This is a genomic window from Vibrio sp. LaRot3 (assembly GCF_027587025.1).
In the GTDB taxonomy this organism is placed as follows: Bacteria; Pseudomonadota; Gammaproteobacteria; order Enterobacterales; family Vibrionaceae; genus Vibrio.
In genome coordinates this window covers 183991-209841 of record NZ_JAPPTI010000002.1, presented here as the reverse complement: position 1 = coordinate 209841, position 25851 = coordinate 183991, and the positions used below count along the sequence as shown (strand labels likewise).

20 protein-coding genes are annotated in these 25851 nt (G+C 44.8%); 12 read left to right on the top strand and 8 right to left on the bottom strand.

The genetic code is table 11. From position 1 onward, the window contains the following. Positions 1–65 precede the first annotated feature (65 nt). The 4 genes from OH461_RS07635 to OH461_RS07620 form a co-directional block, all read right to left on the bottom strand. A complete protein-coding gene (locus tag OH461_RS07635) occupies positions 66–1052 on the bottom strand; it encodes a CobW family GTP-binding protein (RefSeq protein WP_270020039.1) in 987 nt (328 codons plus the stop codon). A gap of 113 nt (positions 1053–1165) precedes the next feature. Beyond that, positions 1166–4318, bottom strand: a complete 3153-nt coding sequence (locus OH461_RS07630) for an efflux RND transporter permease subunit (RefSeq protein ID WP_270020038.1) — start codon at positions 4316–4318, stop codon at positions 1166–1168. Between the two features lie 10 nt (positions 4319–4328). Continuing rightward, positions 4329–5447: an efflux RND transporter periplasmic adaptor subunit gene (locus tag OH461_RS07625; protein ID WP_270020037.1), complete on the bottom strand. Its 1119-nt coding sequence runs from the start codon at positions 5445–5447 to the stop codon at positions 4329–4331. Between the two features lie 96 nt (positions 5448–5543). Further along, the gene (locus OH461_RS07620; protein ID WP_270020036.1) at positions 5544–6104 is read right to left on the bottom strand and encodes a GNAT family N-acetyltransferase; all 561 of its coding nucleotides are present in this window, start codon (positions 6102–6104) and stop codon (positions 5544–5546) included. A 176-nt stretch (positions 6105–6280) separates the two neighbouring features. On the opposite strand from OH461_RS07620, the gene OH461_RS07615 reads away from it, so the two are divergent. Further along, on the top strand, positions 6281–7408 hold the full coding sequence (locus OH461_RS07615; protein ID WP_270020035.1) for an acyl-CoA desaturase: 1128 nt from the start codon (positions 6281–6283) through the stop codon (positions 7406–7408). A 15-nt stretch (positions 7409–7423) separates the two neighbouring features. On the opposite strand, the gene OH461_RS07610 is transcribed toward OH461_RS07615, so the two are convergent. Next, positions 7424–7906 carry a hypothetical protein gene (locus OH461_RS07610; RefSeq protein WP_270020034.1) on the bottom strand — a complete coding sequence of 161 codons (483 nt, stop codon included), beginning with the start codon at positions 7904–7906 and terminating at the stop codon, positions 7424–7426. A gap of 401 nt (positions 7907–8307) precedes the next feature. Between OH461_RS07610 and dld the strand changes: the two genes are divergently transcribed. Next, positions 8308–10014: a D-lactate dehydrogenase gene (gene dld / locus OH461_RS07605; protein WP_270020033.1), complete on the top strand. Its 1707-nt coding sequence runs from the start codon at positions 8308–8310 to the stop codon at positions 10012–10014. Between the two features lie 72 nt (positions 10015–10086). Here the strand turns inward: dld and dbpA are convergent, their stop codons facing one another. Both dbpA and folE read right to left on the bottom strand, forming a co-directional pair. Next, on the bottom strand, positions 10087–11463 hold the full coding sequence (dbpA, locus tag OH461_RS07600; protein WP_270020032.1) for an ATP-dependent RNA helicase DbpA: 1377 nt from the start codon (positions 11461–11463) through the stop codon (positions 10087–10089). 161 nt (positions 11464–11624) lie between these two features. After that, a complete protein-coding gene (folE, locus tag OH461_RS07595; RefSeq protein ID WP_270020031.1) occupies positions 11625–12278 on the bottom strand; it encodes a GTP cyclohydrolase I FolE in 654 nt (217 codons plus the stop codon). 177 nt (positions 12279–12455) lie between these two features. Between folE and moeA the strand changes: the two genes are divergently transcribed. The 6 genes from moeA (at position 12456) to OH461_RS07565 (ending at position 18868) form a co-directional block, all read left to right on the top strand. Further along, positions 12456–13691: a molybdopterin molybdotransferase MoeA gene (moeA, locus tag OH461_RS07590; RefSeq protein ID WP_270020030.1), complete on the top strand. Its 1236-nt coding sequence runs from the start codon at positions 12456–12458 to the stop codon at positions 13689–13691. An 11-nt stretch (positions 13692–13702) separates the two neighbouring features. Next, the gene (gene moeB, locus OH461_RS07585; RefSeq protein WP_270020029.1) at positions 13703–14452 is read left to right on the top strand and encodes a molybdopterin-synthase adenylyltransferase MoeB; all 750 of its coding nucleotides are present in this window, start codon (positions 13703–13705) and stop codon (positions 14450–14452) included. Positions 14453–14473: 21 nt separating this feature from the next. After that, positions 14474–14770: a hypothetical protein gene (locus OH461_RS07580; RefSeq protein WP_270020028.1), complete on the top strand. Its 297-nt coding sequence runs from the start codon at positions 14474–14476 to the stop codon at positions 14768–14770. Positions 14771–14802: 32 nt separating this feature from the next. Continuing rightward, positions 14803–15633 (top strand): sulfurtransferase, encoded by an 831-nt coding sequence (locus OH461_RS07575; protein WP_270020027.1) that lies wholly within the window; start codon positions 14803–14805, stop codon positions 15631–15633. Between the two features lie 256 nt (positions 15634–15889). Next, the gene (locus tag OH461_RS07570; RefSeq protein WP_270020026.1) at positions 15890–16744 is read left to right on the top strand and encodes a hypothetical protein; all 855 of its coding nucleotides are present in this window, start codon (positions 15890–15892) and stop codon (positions 16742–16744) included. Positions 16745–16978: 234 nt separating this feature from the next. Next, positions 16979–18868 (top strand): hypothetical protein, encoded by a 1890-nt coding sequence (locus OH461_RS07565; protein ID WP_270020025.1) that lies wholly within the window; start codon positions 16979–16981, stop codon positions 18866–18868. 42 nt (positions 18869–18910) lie between these two features. On the opposite strand, the gene OH461_RS07560 is transcribed toward OH461_RS07565, so the two are convergent. Next, positions 18911–19891 (bottom strand): sugar-binding transcriptional regulator, encoded by a 981-nt coding sequence (locus OH461_RS07560; RefSeq protein WP_270020024.1) that lies wholly within the window; start codon positions 19889–19891, stop codon positions 18911–18913. A 476-nt stretch (positions 19892–20367) separates the two neighbouring features. Between OH461_RS07560 and tal the strand changes: the two genes are divergently transcribed. The 4 genes from tal to OH461_RS07540 all read left to right on the top strand — a co-directional run bounded on the left by tal (position 20368) and on the right by OH461_RS07540 (position 25776). Further along, complete coding sequence (tal, locus tag OH461_RS07555) at positions 20368–21318, top strand: transaldolase (protein ID WP_270020023.1); 951 nt, start codon at positions 20368–20370, stop codon at positions 21316–21318. An 80-nt stretch (positions 21319–21398) separates the two neighbouring features. Further along, positions 21399–23390 (top strand): transketolase, encoded by a 1992-nt coding sequence (tkt, locus tag OH461_RS07550; protein ID WP_270020022.1) that lies wholly within the window; start codon positions 21399–21401, stop codon positions 23388–23390. A gap of 320 nt (positions 23391–23710) precedes the next feature. Continuing rightward, entirely contained in the window at positions 23711–24052 is a 342-nt protein-coding gene (locus tag OH461_RS07545) for a hypothetical protein (RefSeq protein ID WP_270020021.1), read from the top strand. Next, complete coding sequence (locus OH461_RS07540; RefSeq protein ID WP_270020020.1) at positions 24049–25776, top strand: TonB-dependent receptor; 1728 nt, start codon at positions 24049–24051, stop codon at positions 25774–25776. The genes OH461_RS07545 and OH461_RS07540 overlap by 4 nt, the downstream gene beginning before the upstream one ends. The last annotated feature ends 75 nt before the right edge of the window (positions 25777–25851 follow it).

Below are 25851 nucleotides of genomic sequence, written 5' to 3'. Positions count from 1 at the left end.
GGCGCAAAACAAAGCCGCGTATCAAACGCGGCTTCGATTATCATATTCAGTTAAACTTACCTAACTTAGGTTGGGATACCCGCCAATTTCAGTAACACAGGTTCGAGTTGATCCCATGGCATTAGCTGAGAATCAATCACTTCAAGGCGAGATTCAAACCCCTCTAGGCTTAACTCATTAACCGAGACCACACCGTTTGCCACATTAAATGCAAAGCAGCCCTTATCGGTATTTACCACGGCTTTGACTCGCTCTGCGGTTAAATCAGATAACATCGAAAACAGTTGATCAAAATCGAACTTATATTCTGCACCAAACAACCAGCCACAGCTGAAATAGCCTTGGCCTTTGTTTTCTCTGCGGATAAACGCCTCACCATGAGGTAACTCAAATTGAGGTTCCATGCTCGCATGGTGATGATGATGCGCTTCAACATGGGTAGAAGATGAGCCAAACACGCGCTCAATATCTAACACTTCAATTGGCAGCTCGCCGTTTTTCACCAACTTGCTAAACACTTTAGGCGGCGCTTGCTCGGTTACCCAGTCATTAAATGCATCCACATCCGAGGCATGGCACATATCGATTTTGTTGCCAATCACGACATCGGCACTGTCTAACTGATCATTGAAGTTCTGATTAGACGTGTATTTCTCATTAGAAAGGTTACGAGGGTCAAGCAAGGCAATCGTTGCTTTAAGATCGACGTATTTCTCGTATTGTTCAGAGGTCAGTGTCGCGATGACTTCTTTCGGATGGCCTAACCCCGTAGGCTCAATGATCAAACGGTCAGGCTTCTGGCGTAATAACGCGTTGATACCAACAGACATAGGCACGCCTGCGGTGCAGCACATACAACCGCCCGGCACTTCTTTGATTAGAGCGCCTTGGTCAGTCAGCATCGCGCCATCAATACCAATTTCACCAAATTCATTTACCAACACAGCCCATTTTTCGTTTTCAGGCTTATCACGCAATAAATTCAAAATGGTGGTGGTCTTACCGACGCCTAAAAAACCGGTAATGATGTTGGTTGGCACTCTTGCTGTCATTGTTTTTGTTCTCCACAACGTTAATCACTTGAGTATACCTAACAAAATCAAGATGAATAGAACTAAAAAAGCCAGCAGGGTTAGCTGCAGGCTTGGTTTAATTTCGATAGCTTTTATTCGTCATCTAATACTTCTAGCTTGGTACTGCCACCGTGTACTTTTTCACGCTGACGTTGAACCATGGCATAGAAGCCCGGGATCAAGAAAGTACCGGCGAGCAACACACAAAGTAAGCCGCCCACTAACGAGATACCCAGCGAGTTTTGACTGATATGCCCTGCTCCATTGGCGAAGATAAGTGGGAATATACCTAAGATAAACGACCATGACGTCATGTTTACCGCGCGGAAACGTAGCTTACCGCCTTGAACCGCTGCTTTGTCGATCTCTTCATCTTTTTCTTCACGCTCAACTTTGGCGAATTCCACAATCAAAATTGCGTTCTTCGCCGCTAAGGCTATGAGCAAGACTAAACCTATCTGTGCGTATAAGTTGAGTGGTGTACCAGTTAAGTTCAACGCTAAGAATGAGCCTAATGTCGCGACCGGAACAACCAAGATAATCGCCAGAGGAATACTCCAACTCTCGTACTGAGCCACCATAAACAAGTAAATAAAGATCAATGCCAGAGCAAATGCGTAAATCGCTTGGTTACCCGCTAGAACTTCTTGGTAAGCCATACCTGTCCATTCATATTGGTAGCCTTGTGGCAAGAACTCAGCCGCTACGCGTTCCATCGCGGCAATCGCATCACCACTTGAGTAACCCGGAGCCGGTTGACCTTGAATCACTGCCGAACGGTACATGTTGTAACGCCACGCTACGTCGGGTTCAAAGATCTGTTCGTAGCTTACAAGCGTACTCAGTGGAATCATTTGACCACTTGATGAACGTACATGGAATCGCTCTAAGTCATCCATGCTGCTGCGGTGTTCGCTGTCAGCTTGCATCGTCACGCGGAAGTTCTTACCAAACATAGTAAAGTCATTCACATACAACGAGCCTAAGTTACCCTGTAGCGTCTGGAAGATGCTCGCTAGTGGAATACCTAGCTGCTGCGCTTTTTCACGGTCGATATCTACATAGTAATGAGGAACGTTCGCGCGGAAAGTAGAAAATGCAAACGCAATTTCAGGCTGCTTTTTCGCTTCTTCGATTAGCTGGTTCATCACCACTGCTAGATCAGTACGGCTACGGCCTAACGTATCTTCAAGTACGAACTCGAAACCCGAAGCAGCACCCATACCCGGAACCGCTGGAGGCCCCATGGCAAACACAACAGCCTGTGGCAATTGCATCGCCGCACGGCCATTAATGCGTTGTGCAATCGCATTAGAAGAATGGTCACCATCTAAGCCATTACGCATTTCCCAATCATGAAGTTTGATGAACAACGACGCACCATTAGATGCAGCAGCCCCTGTCATGAAGGCAAAGCCATTCGCAACCGTTACGCCATCCACGCCCGGTTCTTGCTCAACCATAGTGATGAGCTCTTCAGTCACTTCTTCAGTACGAGACAGAGAAGCCGAGTCTGGCAGTTGCACGTTAACAAGCAAGATACCTTTATCTTCTTGCGGTACAAACGCGGTAGACGTTGTTTTGGCAAACATGGATACCGCAGCGACTGCTACGATAAAGAAACCAACCAGTAGCAATGTCTTCTTAACTAAGAAGCCTGCTATTTGTCCGTAGCGATGGGTGACTTTGTCCAAGCCTCGGTTAAACGCCTTAAACCAGTTCGCCGTATTACCACCACCCTGTTTAAGCACCAAAGAACACAGCGCTGGAGACAGCGTTAATGCGTTGATGGATGAGATCACTACTGAGATACAGATAGTCAGAGCAAACTGGCGATACATAATACCGGTAATGCCCGGGAGCATTGCAACAGGCAAGAACACAGCCAACAGAACTAAGGTTGAGGTAATGATAGGACCGGTTACATCTTTCATCGCCAGCAAGGTCGCTTTACGCGGTGTAAGACTCGGATCATTCGCCATCTTGGTATCAACGTTTTCGATAACCAATATGGCATCATCCACCACAATACCGATAGCAAGGATCAAACCAAACAAGGTCACTGTGTTGATGGTAAAGCCGGTCATCTGCATCACAGCAAACGTACCAATCAAAGACACCGGAATCGCAATGACTGGAATTAACGTGGCGCGCGCACTACCTAAGAATAGATACGTAACGGCGATAACCAGCAAGATCGCTTCGATAAGGGTTTTTACTACCCCTTTGATCGACTCAGCAACGAAAACGGTTGTGTCGTAACTGGTTTCGTAATCCATTCCTTCAGGGAAGTTAACGCTCAAGTTATCAAGCAAGTCCATTACCGCTTGGCCACTTTCTAGCGCGTTCGCATCAGATTGTAATGACAAAGCGACGATAGACGCGTCTTGACCGCGGAACTTACCGCTGCCATCGTAGAACTTTTTACCCAGTTCAACACGAGCGACGTCTTTTAGGTAAACCGTTGAACCATCTTGGTTTGCACGCAATACCACATTCTCGAATTCACCGACCGATTCCAAACGCCCTTTGGTCACGAGGTTAAACTGAACTTCTTGGGTATTATTGTATGGCGCAGCGCCAACACGACCTGCCGCAACTTGAACGTTCTGCTCAGCCAGTGCTGCGTAAACATCCGTTGTGGTGAGTTTGAGGTTAGCCATCTTTTCAGGGTCTAACCACACACGCATTGCGTATTCACCACCGCCAATAACGTTAACCTCACTAATACCTTTAACGCGCGCCAGCTGGTCTTTCACGTTTAGGTTAATGTAGTTAATTAAGAACTGGTCATCGTAACGGCCGTCTGGTGAATAGAAGTTCAGCACCATTAGCAAGTCTGGTGAACGTTTTTTCACCGTGATGCCAACCATACGCACTTCTTGAGGAAGCTTAGACTCGATCTGTGACACGCGGTTTTGAACGTTTACCTGAGCCATGTCTGGATCGGTACCAACATCAAACGTCACGTTTAAGCTGTATGAACCATCATTCGCACTCTTAGAAGACATGTAAATCATGTTTTCTACACCGTTCACCGCGGTTTCGAGCGGATCGGCAATGGCTTGTTCTACCACTTCAGCACTTGCACCCGTATAGAAAGCGGAAACGCTGACAGACGGCGGGCTGATTTTTGGATATTCAGCAACAGGCAAGATGGCTAATGCAATCGCACCTGCTAATGTAAGGATAATTGATATTACCAGCGCAAATTTCGGACGCTGGATAAAGAAACGACTTAGCATTTCGCCCCCGTTATTGCTGTGGCTTAGTATCTAGACGAACTGGAACGCCATTGCGAATTCGCTGCAGGCCTTGGGTAATCACGTTGTCTTCGGCGTTTAGACCTCCACGAATTATGATTCCACTTTCTAGTTGTTTACCAAGCTGAACATTACGACGCTCTGCAACATTGCCATCCGCTACCACCATCACGAAGTGGCCTTCAAGGTCAGTTTGAACGGCGCGACGCGGTACAACCAATACGTCAGTTGGTGCTTTCTCACGCAGTTCAACACGAACATGTTGACCAGGGAGAAGTTGATGTTCTGGATTTGGAATCACTGCGCGCATGGCGAGCGTGCCTGTATTCAAGTCAATGCGGTTACCTAGGTAATCAAGCTCACCGAGATGAGCGAATGGCTGACCATTCTCTAAAATGACCTGAACCTCAACGTTACTCGCGTCTTCGCTACCATCGCCTTTGACCTTATCCATACCCAGCTGCAAGCGCTCTCGCTCACTCACACTAAAGCTTGTATGCACAGGGTCTAAGCTCACTAACGTAGTCAAAATGCCCGATTGAGGCGAAACCAAATCACCGGTACTCACTTGGCTAGAACTAATACGACCAGAAAATGGCGCACGAATTTCAGTATATGAAAGGTTAACTTCAGCCAGTTTTAGCTGAGCATTAGCCGATTCAACTTGCGATTCAGCACCCAACAACACTGCGGTTAAGTTATCGAATTCTGATTGAGAGATACTGCCTTTAGGCAATAAGTTTTTACCGCGATTGAAGTCTAGCTGAGCTTTTTTCAAACTTGCTTTAGCCTGAGCCAGTGAGGCTTTTGCGCTGGCTAACTGCGCTTCAAATGAAGATGGTTCAATGGTAAATAGAAGCTGACCTTTTTCTACCATTTGTCCTTCGTCAAAGTGGCGCTGCTGCAAATAGCCAGATACCTGAGCTGTAATATTGGTATCTTCTACCGCTTCTACGCGACCGATGTAAGATTTGCCTTGTTGATGGGTAGTACTTAGTACAGGTTCAGCCACGACAAGTGGCGCGGGAAGTTGCTTTTGAGCTTGTTGCTCGCCACAACCTGCAAGGAACAGCGTGCTCACTAACGCTGAAGCAAGAATGGTTTTTTTCATAAAGTAACCGCTAGATTTGTTTTGAAACTACAATAACTTATCTAACGGTACTTTGTTTTTGTCCGAGAAGTATCAATTCATGAGATCTAAGTTGTTTCAATTTGTTACTACAGTGACACACTTCTCACTTGTGATATTGTCGAGTAAAGCTCTAGGAGATGGCCAAGTGTAGATGACTTCTGGCACCTGATTTCCACATGGTGCGTCCCACAAACGCTCGAGCGTATGCTCGCCACCAATATGGTCATAAAAGTCTTTAGCTTGATAGTTTTCCGCCATCACCTCTAGGTAGACGCCATTATCAGGGAAAAATTGGTCAATCCATTGCGCCATATCATTCAGCAATTTTGCGCCTAAACCTCGGCCACGATATGACTCATCAATATGTAATGCATCGATGATCGTACCTTTTTCAAAATCATGGTTACCAAACGCGCAGATGAAACCACACAGTAACCCACCCTCTTCGGCGATGAGGACATGTTGATTGAAAGGAGGATTAATTAGGCGAGTTTGCCAAATAACTAAGCGGTCTTCTACCACATCATTATTCAGATAGTTTGCACCAAGGATGCCTTGATAATAAGTCTGCCAACTCTGCGCATGGAGGTGCGCGATACGCTCATAGTCACTATATTCGGCTACTTTTATTTCCATTATTAGCCCCTTTTACTTCCTGTAAATATTTATTCCAACATTCATACTATTCAATCGTGACGAAAAAGCAAAACATTCTAGAACTTTTACTTAACATTTTGCTACAACCATCATTTGACTTACACGTGTACGCTGATATTCTAGCGTACAGTTGTAAGCTTAAAGGAATCATTTACATGACAGGCGAAGCAAAGCCTCCACTTATCTGGCTAAATATCTTGTTATTCTTGTCTACTTTCACCTTGTCGGTGATCGTTGCCCCATGGTATGGGTACACTTATGGTTACCAAATCGAACACTTGATCGCTTTGATCGTCGCATTTTCATTTTGTAACTTATCTATTACGGCGGGTTATCATCGTTTATGGGCGCATAAGACGTATCAAGCGCACCCTGCTTTAAGATTCATCTTCGCCATTGGCGGTGCTTTTGCTCTGCAAAACAGTGCGCTTCACTGGAGCTCTGATCACCGTGTCCACCATAAGCATGTTGATAACAATGACAAAGACCCGTACTCCGCTAAACGTGGTTTTTGGTTCTCACATATAGGTTGGATGCTGAGAGAATATAATAAGGCGACTTATTCTGATTACACTAACTGTCGCGACCTGCAAAAAGACAACATTGTGATGTGGCAGCACAAGCACTATCTCTTACTGGCTTTGTTGACCAATATTGGTATTCCGCTCTCACTTGGCCTGATATTTAATGATATTTGGGGCATGTTACTGATTGTTGGTGTAGTAAGGTTAACGTTAAGCCACCATACGACCTTTTTCATTAACTCTTTAGCTCACGTATGGGGAAGCCAACCTTTTACTAGCAAGAACACCGCGCGCGATAATGGTGTATTGGCCTTTTTCACTTTTGGTGAGGGATACCATAACTTCCACCATATTTTTGAAAACGACTACCGTAATGGTGTGTATTGGTGGCAATACGACCCAACCAAATGGCTGATCAAATCCTGCCAATGGTTAGGGCTAACCCAAAAACTTCGCATCACGCCAAGTATCAAAATTGAGCAAGCAAGAGCTAAACAAACTCTCGCCAGTGCTTTGCTGCGCTTAGAACGAAAAGGCGACAAATCACAGCTTAAAGAGACGTTAAACAAAGAATTCGAAGCATTGATCGCCAAAATGAATGATTTCTATGCGATACGTAAACAGCTAGTAGAACAAAAGAAAAATGACCTAAAAGCGAAGTATGAACGCTCACTGCTCATGATTCGATATGAACAAATTAAGCGCGACTTCGAAGCCCAGCAACGAACTTGGAAACAGCTGACCACCCGCTACGCCTAACAGCATGAGGAGCCTTTAAGGCTCCTCATTTGGTTTATCCACCAGCCCGTGTTGTTTCACGCCAAGCCCACCAAACATACTCACACCCCAGTGATAAAGGTGACGTAGCTTAAAGTCCCCTAACATTTGTAAAAACAAGTTATCAATTTCTCGTTTAGAGATTGGCACCGAGTCGAGATATTGATACAGAGCGTCGTGAACTAACGACGCATGGTAGGTATAAGGCTGCATGGTACGATAATCCACATGCCCATCGGGAATACCTACAATCGCAATGTTAAATAGGCTGAACTTCGGTGTACAACCATCCCACGCATAACCGCTTTCGTTAGCTTTGACTCGAATCCAGCCATCACAACTTATCTCCAACCAACGTGACAGAAATGGCTGTTCGAGTTTCCAATCTGTCTGATGTAAGTAGTCTTTGGTGATCTTATACAAATATGGGTAGTTTCCGCGTCTAATGATATGACGGGGTGTTGGGAAGTTATCCATCATGCCTCCAGCAATGCCAAATCCATAGACAACTTAAACCCGCTAATTGGTAAAAAACATCAACCTTGGTATGAAATGATAAGTGATGAGAAGTTGATACGCGCGCCGTTTGAATCACTTTCTCAATGTGACAATGATCACTTAGATTTAACAACTAACGCAACTAAAAAACCGTTCTATTATGTCAGTTTTGGAAATAGTGAATTTGATTTAAGGAATATCAAACATAAAACACCGCACCATAAACCATTGAATAATAAACAACTAAACCTAAGAAAATGAAACTTAACTCGATGAGAGATGCATCTTGCTCTGATCAGTCTCTAGTATAGCCACCCAAATGTTATTAGACTGTAAACCAAAGATTGCATAACAAAAACATTACTCGAAACAAAGGGAAGCCCATGAATAATCAGGAGTTAATAACTAAGTTTATAAGCATTGTTGGATCAGACAATGTGTTAACTCAGGAAAGCAAAACTGAATATTACCGTTCTGGTTTTCGTTCTGGGCAAGGCAAAGCACTCGCCGTCCTTTTCCCTTCGACACTTGTTGAGCAGTGGCGCTTATTGCAAGCCGCCGTAGACGCAAACTGCATCATCATTATGCAAGCGGCGAAGACTGGCCTAACCGAGGGTTCAGCACCGAGCGGCGATGATTATGATCGAGAAGTGGTCATCATTAATATCACTCGCATGAAGACATTACACCTACTTGATGGCGGCAAACAAATTGTCAGCCTACCCGGTGTCAGCCTTCACCAACTAGACAAAACGCTAAAGACCGTCAATCGCGCACCACACTCCGTGATTGGCTCGTCTTCTATTGGCGCGACTGTCGTTGGTGGCATCGCGAATAACTCTGGCGGTGCTTTAGTTAAGAGAGGCCCGGCTTATACTGAGCTCGCACTGTTTGGCCAAGTCACCAAAGAAGGCAAACTGGAGTTGGTCAACCATTTAGGGATTGATGGTTTAGGAGAGACACCAGAAGAGATCTTAACCAACGTAGAGCAAGGCAACTTCGACCTTAACAAGATTCAACATACTGACGCGATGGCATCAGACAGAGAATATGATGCGCGCGTGCGTGACGTTGATGCTGACACACCATCACGATTCAATGCCGATTCTCGTCGCCTATTTGAAGCCAGTGGCTGTGCGGGCAAACTGGCAGTATTCGCGGTTCGCGTTGATAGCTACCCTATTCCTGAAAAGGAACAATTGTTCTATATCGGCTGTAACGACCCAGACCAATTGGCTATGCTGCGTCGTGACATGCTTAAAAAGTTTGAGAACCTGCCAGAAATGGGCGAGTACATGCATCGCGACATTTTCAACTTAGCTGAGACATATGGCAAAGACGTGTTCTTATCTATTCAACATCTTGGCACCGATAATCTACCTAAGTTCTTTGCCTTCAAAGCTAAAGTTGAATCAGTACTAAAGCGCATCCCTCTGGTATCAAAAGATCTGCCCGATATCATGATGTATTACTTCAGCAAGTTGTTCCCACAGCATCTTCCTGAACGCATGCTTCGTTACCGCGACAAGTATGAACATCACTTGATCCTTAAAATGAGTGACGGAGGCATCAAAGAGGCACAAGAGTATTTACAATCCACTTGGAAAAATCTCCCTGACACGGATTACTTTGAATGTACCGCTAACGAAGGTAAAAAAGCCCTGCTACACCGCTTTGCAGCGGCGGGTGCAGCCATTCGCTATGAAACCATCCATAAGAATGAGGTCGAAGATATTCTGGCGCTCGATATTGCTTTGCGACGCAACGATATTGATTGGGTAGAAAAGCTACCTAAAGAGATCACTGACCAAATGGTGATGGGACTCTACTACGGACATTACATGTGCCACGTGTTCCACCAAGACTACATCTTTAAAAAAGGCACCAACACCAAAGAAGTGAAGAAGCAAATGCTAAAACTTCTCACGGAAAAAGGCGCGAAATACCCGGCAGAGCATAACGTCGGTCACCTATACGAAGCCGAAAATCAATTACAAGAGTTCTACCACTCACTCGACCCTACTAATACCTTTAACCCGGGGATCGGTAAAATGAGCAAGTACAAACGCAATTGCAGTTGCTGCGGATAATGCATCTCTAACCCAAACAAAAGCGCCGCCCAAATGGGCGGCGCTTGCTAATTGATGCTGGTAAATGCAAGGTTACTTCATGATGCGTGCTTTAAACGCTTTACCTTTCATCTTACCGTTTTGTAGTTGCTTTAAAGCCACTTTCGCAACGTCATTTTCTACCGCTACGTAAGACACCATCGGCATGATGTTGATTTTACCAATGCGCTTACCTTCAATGCCAGCTTGCTTAGTCAATGCACCTAGAATATCACCGGCGCGAACTTTAGCTTTTTTACCGCCTAAGATTTGAATCGTGGTCATTGGCGAAGTAAATGGCTGTTGATTGCCTTTTTCAGGCAGTTCTGCTGCGCTCACTTCAATGTCCATGTACTCTTCGATTAACGCAATGCGGTAGCCATCTTTTTCGCCATAGAAGCTAAATGCGTGGCCCTTAGCACCCGCGCGGCCAGTACGACCGATACGGTGAACGTGAACTTCTGGATCACGAGAAAGCTCAAAGTTAAACACCGCATCCAAGTTTTCTACATCCAAACCACGCGCTGCTACATCCGTTGCCACTAAAATTGAAATACTCTTGTTAGCGAACATAGTTAACGCTTGATCACGCTCGCGCTGCTCCATATCGCCTTGCAGTTCGACCACACTAAATCCACGGTGTGCTAGCTCATCGGCTACGTTCATCACTTCTTTCTTGGTGTTACAGAACACAACGCTCGATTGTGGCTGATATTTAAGTAACAGTGCTTCTAGTGCATCATCACGTTGCTCAGTGCTATCTAACTTAAAGAAAGATTGAGTGATCGTGCTCGTTTGATGGGTTGATTCTACCTTCACCATTTCCGGTGATTGCATAATACGACCCGCAATGCTTTCAATCTGTTTAGGGAATGTCGCACTAAACAGAAGTGTTTGACGTTGCTTTGGCGCTTCAGCGATGATCGCATCTAGGGCATCTTGGAAACCCATTTCAAGCATGCGGTCAGCTTCATCCAACACTAGCGTGTTTAGCTCGGCAAGATTGATACGGCCTTTGTCCAAGTGGTCAAGGATACGACCCGGCGTACCAACAAGAATGTGCGCACCATGCTCAAGAGAACCAATTTGTGGCCCCATTGGCGTACCACCACATAAAGTCAGCACTTTAATATTATGAATGCCGCGAGCGAGAGTACGAATTTCTTTCGCGACTTGGTCGGCCAGTTCACGAGTTGGACACAGCACCAAAGACTGCACACGAAAACGCTTTACGTTTAAATTACTCAGCAATGCAAGAGAGAAAGCAGCGGTTTTACCAGAGCCTGTTTTGCCCTGACCAATTACGTCTTTACCTTGCAGCACTAGCGGTAGGCTCTGCGCTTGGATTGGCGTCATTTCACTATAGCCTAGCGAATCTAGCGTACCGATCAGTTCGTTACGCAGTGGAAGAGTATTAAAAGAGTTCGTCACAAGTTTTTCTCACTTTATGGCTTTATCCTATTGCTGGCTGAAAGATAGCCTATCTACGCCATGTCGCCCAGTTCAGATAAAGCAAAAAACCGCCTCGTTTGAAGCGGTTTCATTTAATTTGTTATTCATCCAGTCTTTACATCAAGCCTAAACGCTGATGATTAACGCAAACCGTGCAGAAACTCCGCTCGCGTTGCTGGGTTCGATTTGAAGATGCCACCCAGTGCCGTCGTTGTTGTCTCACTGGTTGCATCCATCACACCACGCGATTTCACGCAGTAGTGAGTTGCGTCAATGGTTACCGCCACATCATCTGATTCAAGTAATGTTTGCAACGCTACTAAAATTTGCTGAGTCAAACGTTCTTGAACTTGTGGACGCTGCGAGAAGAAACGCACGATTCGATTAATCTTCGAAAGGCCGATAATCTTACCGCGTGGAATGTAAGCCACGGCAGCTTTACCATCAATCGTTACAAGGTGGTGTTCACACGTACTGGTTAAAGTGATGTCTTTCACGCGAACCATCTCGCTGACATTCATCTTGTTCTCAATGACGGTGATTTTCGGGAAGTTCGAATAATCCAAACCTGAGAAAATCTCATCCACATACATCTTAGCGATGCGATGTGGTGTTTCCTCTAGACTATCGTCTGTCAGATCCAATTCCAGCAACGAGAGAATCTCTCTCATGTGGTGTTGAATTTTTTCCTTTTTCTCTTCGCGTGAAAATTCACTAGGCACCATTGGTGTTTCTAGTCCGCGAGATTCGAGCGCATCTTTTACTAACAGAGCTGATTCGCTAAGAGCTGACATTCCAATTCCTCTCAAATACCCCTTTCGGATGGCTGACAAGGATACTCGGATTTTTGAATAATTACACCCATATTTTAAGAATGGCTTTATTTTACGGGCGCTGCAGGTGTAAACCTGAAATGTAGTCTCGACTAAAATTATGCTAAAGTTGCCAAAAATTATAATTAGGAAACTATCATGGGTTGCTGTGACGCTCCTGGCTTAATGCCAATCGAACAAGCGATGGACAAAATGCTATCGCGCATCCAACCAATTGAAGCCACTTTACAATTGCCGCTTGCCGAGGCGTTAGGCTTTGTTTTAGCTGAAGACGTTCTATCTCCAATTTTCGTGCCGCCATTTGATAACTCAGCAATGGATGGCTACGCCATTCGTATTGCAGACCTTGAGCAATCAAATGTTCTGCCTCTTGCGGGTAAGTCTTTTGCTGGTCAACCTTTCGAAGGTGAATGGCCACAAGCGACCTGCATTCGTATTATGACTGGCGCACAAATCCCGCAGGGTTGTGATGCAGTCATCATGCAAGAAAACACCGAAGTGACCGTTGCGGGTATTGTGTTTAACCAAACTGACGTTAAACCACAAAACAACATTCGCCCAACGGGTGATGACATCAAGCAAGGTGATATTGTTCTGGCAAAAGGATCGCGCTTAACCCCGCGAGATATCCCGATGATTGCCTCATTGGGCATCAGTCATGTTGCTGTAATTCGCAAACCTAAAGTGGCCTTTTTCTCAACGGGTGACGAGCTTAAATCCCTTGGTGAACCGTTAGAAGCAGGTCAGATTTACGACAGTAACCGCTATGGTATTAAGCCTCTGATTGAAAACTTCGGTTGCGAGCCTATCGACCTAGGCATAATTCCAGACTGTCCTGACACACTAAAACAAACCTTTGAGCAAGCGCAGCAAGTTGCTGATGTGGTGGTGACCTCTGGCGGTGTCAGTGTGGGTGAAGCCGACTACACCAAAGACATTTTAGAAGAGCTAGGTGAGATCGGTTTCTGGAAACTGGCGATTAAACCGGGCAAACCTTTTGCGTTCGGCGCGCTTGAAAATGCATGGTTCTGCGGTTTACCGGGCAACCCTGTTTCAGCGGTTTTGACCATGTATGTACTCGTTCAACCTATGTTAGCAAAGCTTGCAGGTCATACCGAATGGAAACAGCCTGAATCTATCCCTGCGACAACCCGTACCGCATTCAAAAAAGCACCAGGCAGAACCGATTATCAACGTGGTATCTACTCTATCGAGAATGGACAATTTGTCGTTGAAACGACAGGTAACCAGAGCTCAGGCGCATTCCGCTCCATGAGTCTTGCTAACTGTTTCGTGGTTCTGGAACGAGAGCGTGGCCGCGTAGAAGTCGGTGAAACGGTTCAAATCCAACTGTTTAATTCTACTTTGTACTAGGAGCGCGAACGTTGGAGATTCTATCTGACCAAGAGATGCTGCGTTACAACCGTCAAATCATTCTCAAACAGTTTGATTTTGACGGTCAAGAAGCGCTCAAACAAAGTTCGATTTTGATTCTTGGCGCGGGCGGATTAGGCTGCGCGTCAAGCCAATATCTCGCTACCGCTGGGGTTGGTAAGCTGACCTTAATCGATGACGACATTGTTGAGCTGTCAAACCTGCAGCGGCAAGTGCTTCATCAAGATAAAGATATCGGTATAAAGAAAGTGGATTCTGCCGCAGAGTCTTTGCGTGCGCTTAACCCACATCTCGTCGTCGAGACGATTGACCGTCGTTTAGATGATGAAGAACTGTTGGCATCAATTAAGCAGCACTCTTTAGTGCTTGATGCCAGTGATAACGTTGATACTCGTAATCAGTTAAACCGCCTATGCTTTGCGGCTAAAGTTCCTCTTGTGTCAGGCGCTGCGATCCGCATGGAAGGTCAAGTGAGTGTCTTTGGCTATCAAGATCCAACAGAGCCATGCTATGAGTGTTTAAGCTCTCTATTTGGCAATGGCGCGCTAAGCTGTGTGGAAGCAGGCGTGATGGCCCCTGTTGTTGGTATTATTGGGGCGGTACAGGCAATGGAAGCCATTAAAGTGATCGCCAACTATGGTCAGCCTAAACAAGGCAAGATATTGATTTTAGATGCATTAACCATGTCTTGGCGTGAAATGAAGTTGATGAAGATGGCCAACTGCCCAACCTGCAAATAACTCATCGAGGATTTTAAGGTTATGGATAACCCAAAAGTATTCGTCAGTGCATTTCTGCTTTCAATTGTTGTGCTGGTAGGCTTAATCAGCCTGCAGCACACCGTAAAAGAGCAACGCACTTTCAACATCATCACCTCAACACTCACTCAATCACTTGATGGTCATCGCCGCTTTCTTACCGTGCAATTAGACAATAGCGAAACCGCGGTTATCTCTGCTCCAATAGCTGACCGCTGCGAAGATGCCAAGCAAACCACCGTAGATGTAGAAACAGATTTGTTCGGTAAGACCAACTATCGCTTTATTTCATGCCAATAGTCAGCCTGCTCAAATTCCAATAAGGATATAACGTGAACCCACTTATCACCGCTCAATGGCTCTTTGAACACATTAACGACGACAATCTAGTGTTACTCGATGCCAGTATCGATTTTCAAATCCCTGCTGAATCACCGAAAGATAAAATCAATCTAATTCCGAACTCAATTCGCTTCGATTATGACAACGTCTTTTGTGACCCTGACTCTCACCTACCCCACATGATGCCAAGTGAGGAGCGCTTCAATCGACTCGCGCAATCCATCGGTATCAACAACCAATCAACTATTGTTGTTTACGACAATAGCGGAACATTTGCCTCTCCTCGTGCTTGGGCCATGCTACAAGCGATGGGCCATAAACAGAGTTACATTCTTGATGGTGGCCTAACAGAGTGGAAACTATGTGGGTTTGTGACAACAAATGAATACAAGAAAGTAAGTAAAGGTGACTTTAACGGCCAACTAAACAGCGATTGGTTTGTCGATTCTCACTACGTTCAGCAAGCCATCGATAACGCAAACAGCCTAACTGTTGACGCCCGAGGGATGGCTCGTTTCCTTGCTCAAACGCCAGAACCAAGAGAAGGTGTGCGCAGTGGACATATCCCAAATTCAGTGTGTATTCCTTTTGCTACCTTGATGGAACAACACAGATTCAAATCTAAAGCAGAGCTTTCATCTCTTCTTCAAGGTCTACTCGATGACAGCAAGCAAGAATATATCTTTAGCTGTGGCTCTGGCGTAACGGCCTGCATAGTGTTGGTTGCGGCTCTGATCTGTGACTATCAAAATCTCAAAGTCTACGATGGTTCGTGGACTGATTGGGGCACAAACAAAACTTTGCCAATTGAGACCTCATAACCTAATTACACTTTTCTTATTTATGCCATCTAATACTGGGGATTAGGTGGCTTTACGTTTTCTATTCAGCTCCATCGACACAATACAAAAACAGAAAAATCATTTCAAAATGTTAAATACCAACACTAAATCAGCAATTTATAAAATATAACTCTCATTTTTGTTCGTTCATTACTGAGTTTAATATTAAATTCCTTTAAATATCTCTCGAAACATCAGTCTTTTTTATAAAATCCAATCTATTAAGGAACATGCCGTGAGATTATTCTTCGTTCTTTTCACCACATTACTTGTGGGTTGTGCCAACCGAATACCCGAGTTTGAAAGTGCGTCGACTAACGCCCAAGAGATTAACCTCTACCTATTCAAACAAGGGCAAGATGCTAACAAAGGGATCAACAGTTATTACGCAGACCCAGCACTGATGAATGAGCTAGCGAAAAATAGCACTCCGGTAGCGCTACAAAACACTTTTAGCGGCGATGCAACAGCATCGGTTGGTGGAGCTATTGGCGGCGCAATTGTTGGTGCTTTGATTGAAGCGGAAATGAAAGCAGTTGAAGAATATCGTAAGGAAATCGGCATAAATGCCAACAATGAAAAATTAGAAAAAGACTTTCATGACAGCTTTTCAAAACAGCCGTTCAAGCAATGGGATAAGGTCAATCTAAACTTTGCTGATGGCTCGCTACAGCTCTACCCTAACAACAATACTAACGAACTCAATGTATCTATTAGCTGGAACCATTACGTCAACCCAGTCAGCTCGTTGATTGGTAGTTGGTTACAGTTAATCTACGAGTTCGACATCATCATTGTCGATCCAAAAGACAACTCTCTCGATACGCTTAAATACTACGTTCAATTTGATAACTCAGAAGCGGACTCTAAGCTTCATAGTGAAGAACTCATTCTCGCTAACGATAGAGAGAAATACTATCAGCTGTCTGAAACCGCATTTAAAGTGGCGGCAGAATTTATCTATCACCAGCTAGATAATATTAAGCGAGAGGAAAAAACTGAGTTACCAACACCAGTGATCATCGACGGCCTTGAGATCAACCACGGATACCTTAACGCCTTCACTTCTGTTTCGTATTCACGTTTTTAGTTTTTGAATACAGTCCCGTTCAGCGAAAACTGTACGGGACTAATCTTAGTCTCTAAATAACAAATATAATATTATTCTTATCGGCAAAAAAAACTAACGGAAAACGTCATTGCTCTTCCGTTAGCAGATTCAGTTTGCTTTTTTGTTACTCCACGGTTAGAAATCATGTAACCGTAAATATTCAACCTGTGCGCAATTCAACAAATTGAATATCTTCATATACCGGATTTTATTTTGTTTGTTAGTATGAAATTTATACGCAAAGCACGGGGAAACGTTATGAAGTTAAATCAGGTTCTCGGACATACAAATCAAATGGAGCGTTCAAAGTTTGTAAATTGCTTAGACAAGCTTTGCCAGGTCACACAAGATGTGCCCAAACTCTCTGAACACCTAGACAGAATTGAAGGTCAACTTAAATCAGCTTCAGGTAACGAAATAACCCAACTGTTTAGGCTTCTCAAGCCTCACTATTACAAGCACCTTAACGAACAACTCTCGATGAGTTCCCCTCAAGTGACGTTACTTACCAATATTTTGTCTCGTGATGGAAACAGTATCGCTTCGATAAACTGGCTTGAAACCTTGTACCAAAACGAGTTCAAGAAAATTGATCAACTGAGTAACACCTTATTCGATGAATTAGACGAAGAGGAGTCTGGTTCATTCAACAGAACCTCTAAGTTAGTTATCTATCGCGATTGCCTTAAAACCGCTTATTTTAATGATACAAAAACAAACCGTGCAGCCAAAATATCAGAAGATGAACGTTCCATTTTAAATACTTTGGCTGACAAACTCGGGTTGTCTCGCGAAGAGGTATTAGCAATCGAACATGGCATCGACCCGATTCCCGAGTTAGGAATCGAAAGCGCACTAGAGTTTCTGCGTGAACATGGCGTGATTTTCGTGAATCGCCGCCGCCAAGAAGTGATCATTGCAGATGAAGTCGTTGAGATGCTTCATTCAATTTCCGGAAAAGAGCTTCATGATAAATTTGGTTTGAGGATACTGCGCTCTCTAAGCGACGCTGAACTATCGAATATACTAAAAAACCACGGCCAAAAGATTCGAGGCGTTTCTAGAGCAGAAAAAATATCTTGTATCGTTCATTCGGGACTTTCAATTCGTAACATACTTGCCGTTGACCTACACAATGAAGACGCCACTCAAAACCAACGCAAGGAACGCGTTAAAAACTTAATAGAAGAAATGGACCTCGATATATCGAGAATAGGAACGCGCCTACAAGATCGCATAGATGTACTTATTCAATACTTGAAGAATGCTCAGGATAGCGAGTTTAGTACGCTAAGTGTAAGCGGGTATAACGATTTATTGATCGCTCTAAGTGAAACTGTCCCAAGTGTTGAAGAGCGTATACGCAGAGATTTTGAAATTGAAGCCAAAGAGTCTCTCGACCCAGAACGTCTAAAAAACCTAAGTGTCACGCCTACTGATATTCTTTATCTATACACGAATGACGAGGTTCGTTTGATTCGAAACGATATGGGATTGTCCAAACGTTCAAATGTATCAATTCGCACTCAGATAATAGAAAGCTTTGCCTCTGCAAACGACAGGCTCATTGAGAATTACCACCTACTCGCCGCTAGAGACCTCGCTGGCTTGCACACAGCAGGCATTGATATTCGAGAAGCCGATTTAGGTGCAAAATTTGAAGAAGTAACTCGTAGCATCTTTGAGCAACTTGGCCTTAATGTCGACGAAGATTTACGTAAAGAAATCAACACTTCAAGAGATAAAGCGGACATCATTATTTCTCTCGAGAACGAAGACGTAATAATTGGCGAAGCAAAATCCTTCAAAAATGGTGAGTTCGCGAAATACGCTAACACTTCGAGACAAGTAAAAGCCTATGTTAAAAGGTGCGAGTCAAATGGTCATAGAGTCGCGCAAGTATTGATCGTCGCACCGGCTTTTTCAGAGGCATTTATAGACGCAGCCGATATGGACACTGATATAAATATATCCCTGCTTGAAGCAGCGGGACTACAAAAAATCCTTACGGCATTTAAAGCTCGGCGACATCCTAACTTTTCGGCCAAGTTACTAACTAAGGGTGGTCTACTTAAATCCGACTTAATCTCTAAATCAATTTAGACTAGAGCTACCCACAATAAACCATTGTGGGTAGCTCTTTCCCTATTTCATCTGCTCATCAAGGTTAAGTACCGTTAGAGCATTACTTACGCTTGTAGCGATGACATCTATTGCTCCAGTGCGCAAAGCACCCAGTAGCGCTAATGGCTTGCTGTTTTCTGCTGCGATAGCGATCACTTGTGAAATAGGTTTAAATTCATCAATACCGAGGCCAATGACTCGGTCGCTCATTACTGTATTAGCGGCATTACCGTGAATATCAAAGAAGTCATAGCCAGCAAAGTCACCCACAACTCCTTGCTGTAGGCGAGATTGCACCACTTCGTCAGCGGTAAACCAACCTAAGTCCACCATGTAGCTGTTCTCGCTCATATCACCGATACCGACCAACGCGACATCAGCTTTACGCGCTGAGTCCAAGGTTTGCTTGATGGTGGTATTTTGCATAAAGGCTAACTTTTGCTCGCGGTTTTCAGCATACGCTGGCGCATAAAGCGTTTCTGACGTGCCACCATAATTCTTGGCGAACTGTCGACAAATATGATCGGCGTTAAACATGCCACCTCTTGGGTGAATACCACCGATGCTGCACACAAACTTACAATCGCGTGGAGTAATTACCCCAACATGGTGAGCAACAGCAGAGACATTTCGCCCCTGCCCAACAGTGACAACGTCACCAGATTTAATGGTTGCGGCAAGATAATGCGAGACTAAACCAGCCACTTGCTGACGCTGGGCCTCTTCATTGGGTTGGTCTAACGCAACCAAAGCCCGCTTTACACCAAATCTTTCAATAAGACGTTGCTCGATTTTGGCACTGAATACTGGGTGATACTTTACGGTAATTTCTACGATGCCTTCATCACGCGCCTGCTTTAATAAGCGACCGACTTTTGCCCTAGAGATAGAGAACTTCTTTGAGATCTCCTCTTGAGTCGCCCCGTCTTGATAATAAGCCACCGAGATTTCGGTCAGGAGATCAGCACTATCGAGTGTTGGTTCTTGCTTTGGATTCGCCATAGTCACCTAGGTTTACACTGTATTAATTTGAAAAACGCCCAAATAGTAGCAGATAAGTGAACATCCGCTCATTGACCTAGCATATGTCACAAGCTCATTTAAATGCAACTTTTGCTCACGCACATGACATTTTCTCAGTGCAAATTTCAATCAGATAAATTGAGTCGCAGCGCCTATCTTGCAAGGGCAAACGGTTAACCAACAGTTCACGGCCAAGAACACAAAAATAATGTTGATGAGCATCACTTAAATGGCGCTTTGATAATTGACTTTGAGCGCCAATCAGATAAATATGAACCCATCATTTACTCAACGATAGAGCAAATGTTCATTACATTGCGACTATCGGTAAAAAGTTTTTCGTTAGTGGATGGTGAGAGTCTAGATTTATAGATGAGCTTTCCGCTAACTCGCTTGCAAATGTGTTCGTTACCCCTACTAAAAGCGAACACGCCGTGACAATAGGATGATCGATTATGAGCAATAAATTAGAGCAACTTCGTAAACTGACTACTGTAGTAGCTGATACTGGTGAAATTGATGCAATCAAAAAATACCAGCCAGAAGATGCAACAACGAACCCATCTCTTATTCTTAAAGCTGCTCAAATTGAAGAGTACGCACCACTAATCGACCAAGCGATTGAGTACGCAAAAGCGCAAAGCAGTGATAAAGCACAACAAGTACAAGACGCTTGTGACATGCTTGCTGTAAACATTGGTAAAGAAATCCTAACCACTATCCCAGGTCGTATTTCTACAGAAGTAGATGCTCGTCTTTCTTACGATACAGAAGGCAGCGTAGCGAAAGCTCGTCAGCTAATGAAAATGTACAACGATGCTGGCATCGCAAACGACCGCATCCTGATCAAACTAGCGTCAACTTGGGAAGGTATCCGCGCAGCTGAAATCCTAGAAAAAGAAGGCATCAACTGTAACCTTACGCTTCTATTCTCTTTCGCTCAGGCTCGTGCATGTGCTGAAGCAGGCGTATTCCTAATTTCACCATTCGTTGGCCGTATAATGGACTGGTACAAAGCAAAAGAAGGTCGTGATTTTGAAGCAGCAGAAGATCCAGGCGTTCTATCTGTATCTAAAATCTACGACTACTACAAAGCATACGGCTACAACACTGTAGTTATGGGCGCAAGCTTCCGTAACATCGGTGAAATTCTTGAGCTAGCAGGTTGTGACCGTCTAACTATCGCTCCAGCGCTACTTGCTGAGCTAGAAGCAGCGGAAGGTGAAGTCGTTGAGAAGCTTGTTGACTCTAAAGGCGCGCAAGAGCGTCCAGCAGCAATGACTCACGCAGAGTTCCTATGGGATCATAACCAAGACGCAATGGCGGTTGAGAAGCTTGCTGAAGGTATCCGCAACTTCGCGATTGACCAAGGTAAACTTGAAGAGATGATCGCAGCTAAGCTGTAATCCAAAAATTCTAATTTAAGGGGAACGATTGCGTTCCCCTCTTAATATCCTTTGAAGTAATTTTATACTGGTAAAACATTATGGATCGTAAACATCTAGCGAATGCAATCCGTGCTCTAAGCATGGACGGCGTACAACAAGCTAACTCTGGCCACCCTGGCGCACCTATGGGCATGGCTGACATCGCTGAGGTTCTTTGGCGTTCACACCTAAACCACAACCCATCTAACCCAGAGTGGGCAGACCGCGACCGTTTCGTTCTTTCTAACGGCCACGGCTCTATGCTAATTTACTCTCTACTGCACCTAAGCGGTTACGAGCTATCAATCGACGATCTAAAGAACTTCCGTCAACTGCATTCTAAAACTCCGGGTCACCCAGAGTACGGTTATGCACCGGGCGTTGAAACAACAACTGGCCCACTAGGTCAAGGTATCACAAACGCTGTTGGTATAGCGATGGCTGAAAAAGCGCTAGCCGCGCAGTTCAACCGCGAAGACCACGATATCGTTGACCACTTCACTTATGTTTTCATGGGTGATGGCTGTCTAATGGAAGGTATCTCACACGAAGCATGTTCTCTAGCGGGTACGCTTGGTCTAGGTAAACTTATCGCATTCTGGGATGACAACGGCATCTCTATTGATGGTGAAGTTGAGGGTTGGTTCTCTGACGATACCCCTAAGCGTTTTGAAGCTTACGGCTGGCACGTAATTCCAGCAGTAGATGGCCATGATTCAGCAGCAATCAATGCCGCTATTGAAGCAGCGAAAGCAGATCCTCGCCCTACGCTAATCTGTACTAAAACCATCATCGGCTTCGGTTCGCCAAACAAATCTGGTTCGCACGACTGTCACGGTGCACCACTAGGCGCTGAAGAAATTGCAGCTACACGTAAACAACTAGGTTGGGAGCACGGTCCTTTTGAAATTCCGCAGGAAGTCTATGCAGAGTGGTCTGCGCAAGAAGCAGGCGCAGCTAAGGAAGCAGCGTGGAACGAGAAACTTGCAGCTTATGAAGCAGCACATCCAGAGCTTGCAGCCGAGTTCAAACGCCGAGTAAACGGTGACCTACCAGCTGAATGGGAAGCAAAAGCAACGCAAATCATCGCGGATCTTCAAGCTAACCCTGCAAACATTGCATCACGTAAAGCGTCTCAAAACGCACTAGAAGCGTTCGGTGCTATCTTGCCAGAATTCATGGGTGGTTCTGCTGACCTAGCGCCTTCTAACTTGACTATGTGGTCTGGTTCTAAATCTCTAGAAGCAAGTGACTTCTCTGGTAACTACATTCACTACGGTGTACGTGAATTTGGTATGACAGCGATCATGAACGGTATCGCACTACACGGCGGTTTCGTTCCTTACGGTGCAACTTTCCTAATGTTTATGGAATACGCTCGTAACGCTATGCGCATGGCTGCTCTGATGAAGATTCAGAACATCCAAGTTTACACGCACGATTCCATCGGTCTTGGCGAAGATGGCCCTACTCACCAACCAGTAGAGCAAATCGCTTCTCTACGTATGACACCAAACATGAGCACATGGCGTCCATGTGACCAAGTTGAGTCAGCCGTTGCATGGAAACTGGCTATCGAACGTAAAGATGCACCAACAGCACTTATCTTCTCTCGTCAAAATCTTGCACAGCAAGAGCGTGATGCAGAGCAGCTAGCAAACGTCGCTAAGGGTGGTTACATCCTGAAAGACTGCGCAGGTAAACCTGAGCTAATCCTAATCGCGACAGGTTCTGAAGTTGAGCTAGCAGTAGAAGCAGCAGCAGAGCTAACAGCACAAGGCAAAGCAGTACGTGTTGTTTCAATGCCATCAACCGATGCATTCGACAAGCAAGACGCCGCTTACCGTGAAGCGGTCCTACCATCGGATGTAACGGCACGTATCGCGATTGAAGCGGGCATCGCTGACTTCTGGTACAAGTATGTAGGCTTCGATGGTCGCATCATCGGTATGACGACATTCGGTGAATCTGCGCCAGCAGGTGAGCTATTCAAGATGTTCGGCTTCACTAAAGAAAACGTAGTAGAAACAGCACAAGAAATTCTTGGCTAATCGAACAACTTTCTGTTGAATAAAATACCCGCTTTTTGCGGGTATTTTTTTTGCTAAAATTCATACCAACCTCATTTTTTACTCACACCAAACTCTACTTTTACTCTCGTTAAGATTTGCCATAACTCCCTAACAGTTATGGGATTTTGCTCATCTATCATAAGTCTTATTCTAGATTTACACCTGTTTTAGGGTGTTTTTACTCTAAATGCTATTTTTTCGATATTTTGTTTGCGTTTAGTAATTATTCTCATTAGCATTTTTGGCGCGTTAACAATAAATAGCCAAATAAGAACCATTGATTATTAAGGGAAATTCTCATGACTTTCATGGATAAAAGTAAGGTCATTTTTAAGCCTACTCGACTCGCTACTTTGATCGGCTTTGCCGTTTTTGGTACCTCTTCTTTTGCTATGGCCAATGAGCCAACAACACAAAATGCCGACGAAACCATCATCGTAACGGGTGAAAAACTTGGTGGTTCGCTGCAAGATACCACCAGCGCAGTGACTATTTTTACGGATGAAGTCGACAACGGTGAAAACCGGAATTACTTCGACCTATTAGACCGCTCAGCAAACGTGCTTACCGCCCCATCGGGCAGCCTCATATCCGTGGGGTTGATGGCCGTGGCCCTGCCGACGGTTTCCTTTCTTACATGATTGGCGGTACACCACGCGTAAACACGACTGTTGATGGCGTTTCTGAATCGTGGACCGGCGAATCATTCGGTAAGGCAGGGCTTTGGGATACCGAGCAAGTGGAGATTTTCAAAGGCCCACAATCAACCAACCAAGGCCGCAACAGTATTGCCGGTGCGGTGGTGATTAAGACCAAAGATCCAACCTTCTACACAGAAAGTCGCCTACGAGCAGGCTATGAAACCGAAGATGGCAAGACACATTTGGCCGGTATGGTTTCTGCCCCTATCGTTGATGATGTACTGGCTTTTCGTATCGCAGCCGAAGGCACAAAAGGTAATACACCGATCGAATACAGCATTACTAACGATGAATACCCTTGGGAACCATCAGAGTTAGAATCCTTCAATGTGCGCGGAAAACTATTATTCAAGCCAGCCAGTTTGGATGCATTGACAGCAAAGCTGACCGTTGCATCACGCAGTGAGGAGGGTCAGTACACCAATCTGGTTACTCAGCCTATCGACGAACGCGCCAACCGCGATGGTCGTACTCGTCGTCAGAACACCGATAGTTGGAATGTAAACTTAGACGTCAACTATGTGTTTAGCGATCAACTGCAAGCCGATGTACTCATTGCTCGCCGCGACTATGACACTTCATTTATCTCCTACCCTGATCCAGATGACTGGTTTGGTGATATTGAGGAACGTACCTACACTGCTGAAGCGAAGTTATCTTACAACTCTGTTGATGATCGCTACAGTGTGGTCGGTGGTTTAGTCAGCATCGATAAAAAACAAGAATCATTGCTTAATGACCAAAGCCGCTTAGATAACGTAAAAACAGACGCCATCTACTTTGATTCTCGCATTGGCTTAACCGATACCTTTAGCCTACTGTTTGGTGGCCGTTATGAACGTGAAAACTTAGAGCGTAACTTCGACCACTTCCGTTGGCCTCTCGACTTTGTATCAGACGAAACAAACTCAATCTTCCTACCGAAAATTGGGGCGATGATTCAACCGTCTGATGTTACCACCTTCTCGTTAACTGCTCGAAAGGGTTATAACGCTGGTGGTGTTGGATACAACGAGTACAAGCAAGAGCTATTTGTCTTTGATCAAGAAGAAGTGTGGACCTATGAATTAGGGGCTAGAACAGCAGTACTCGATCGTAAGCTAAACCTTGCCGCAACTCTGTTCTTTAACGATTACGAAAACTATCAAACACTGGTTTACGGTGAAAGTAATAGCGGCTTAGACAATTACGTAGCCAATATTCCTGATAGCCAAACCTATGGTGCCGAGTTTGAAACCAACTACTATTTCGATTCTGGCCTTGATGTGTTCGCCTTCGTTGGTTTGCTCAATACTGAAATCAAACAAGCGCCATCAAACGTAAGTGAACGCCGTACCGGTGATTTAACGGGTAATGAACTAAGCTACGCGCCTGAATTCTCCGCAGGCCTTGGATTTACGAAATACTTTGATTCAGGTTTGTACTTTGGAGCACGCATGAACCACGTGTCCGAGTACTACACTGATTTAGCCAATACTCAAGAATATGTAGCGGGCGATTACACGGTTTATAACCTCAGCGTAGGTTACGAAAGCGAGAATCTGTCTGTACATGGTTATGTGAAAAACGTTGGTGATGAGACTTACATCCTGCGCCACAAACGTGACTTAGTTGAAATTGGCGATCCACAAATGGTTGGCCTAGTGGTTGACTACAAGTTCTAACCTGAACGACCAAGGTGTTATTTAGATCTAAGATAAGGCGCTTACCTCAGGTATAGCGCCTTTATTTATCCTGCA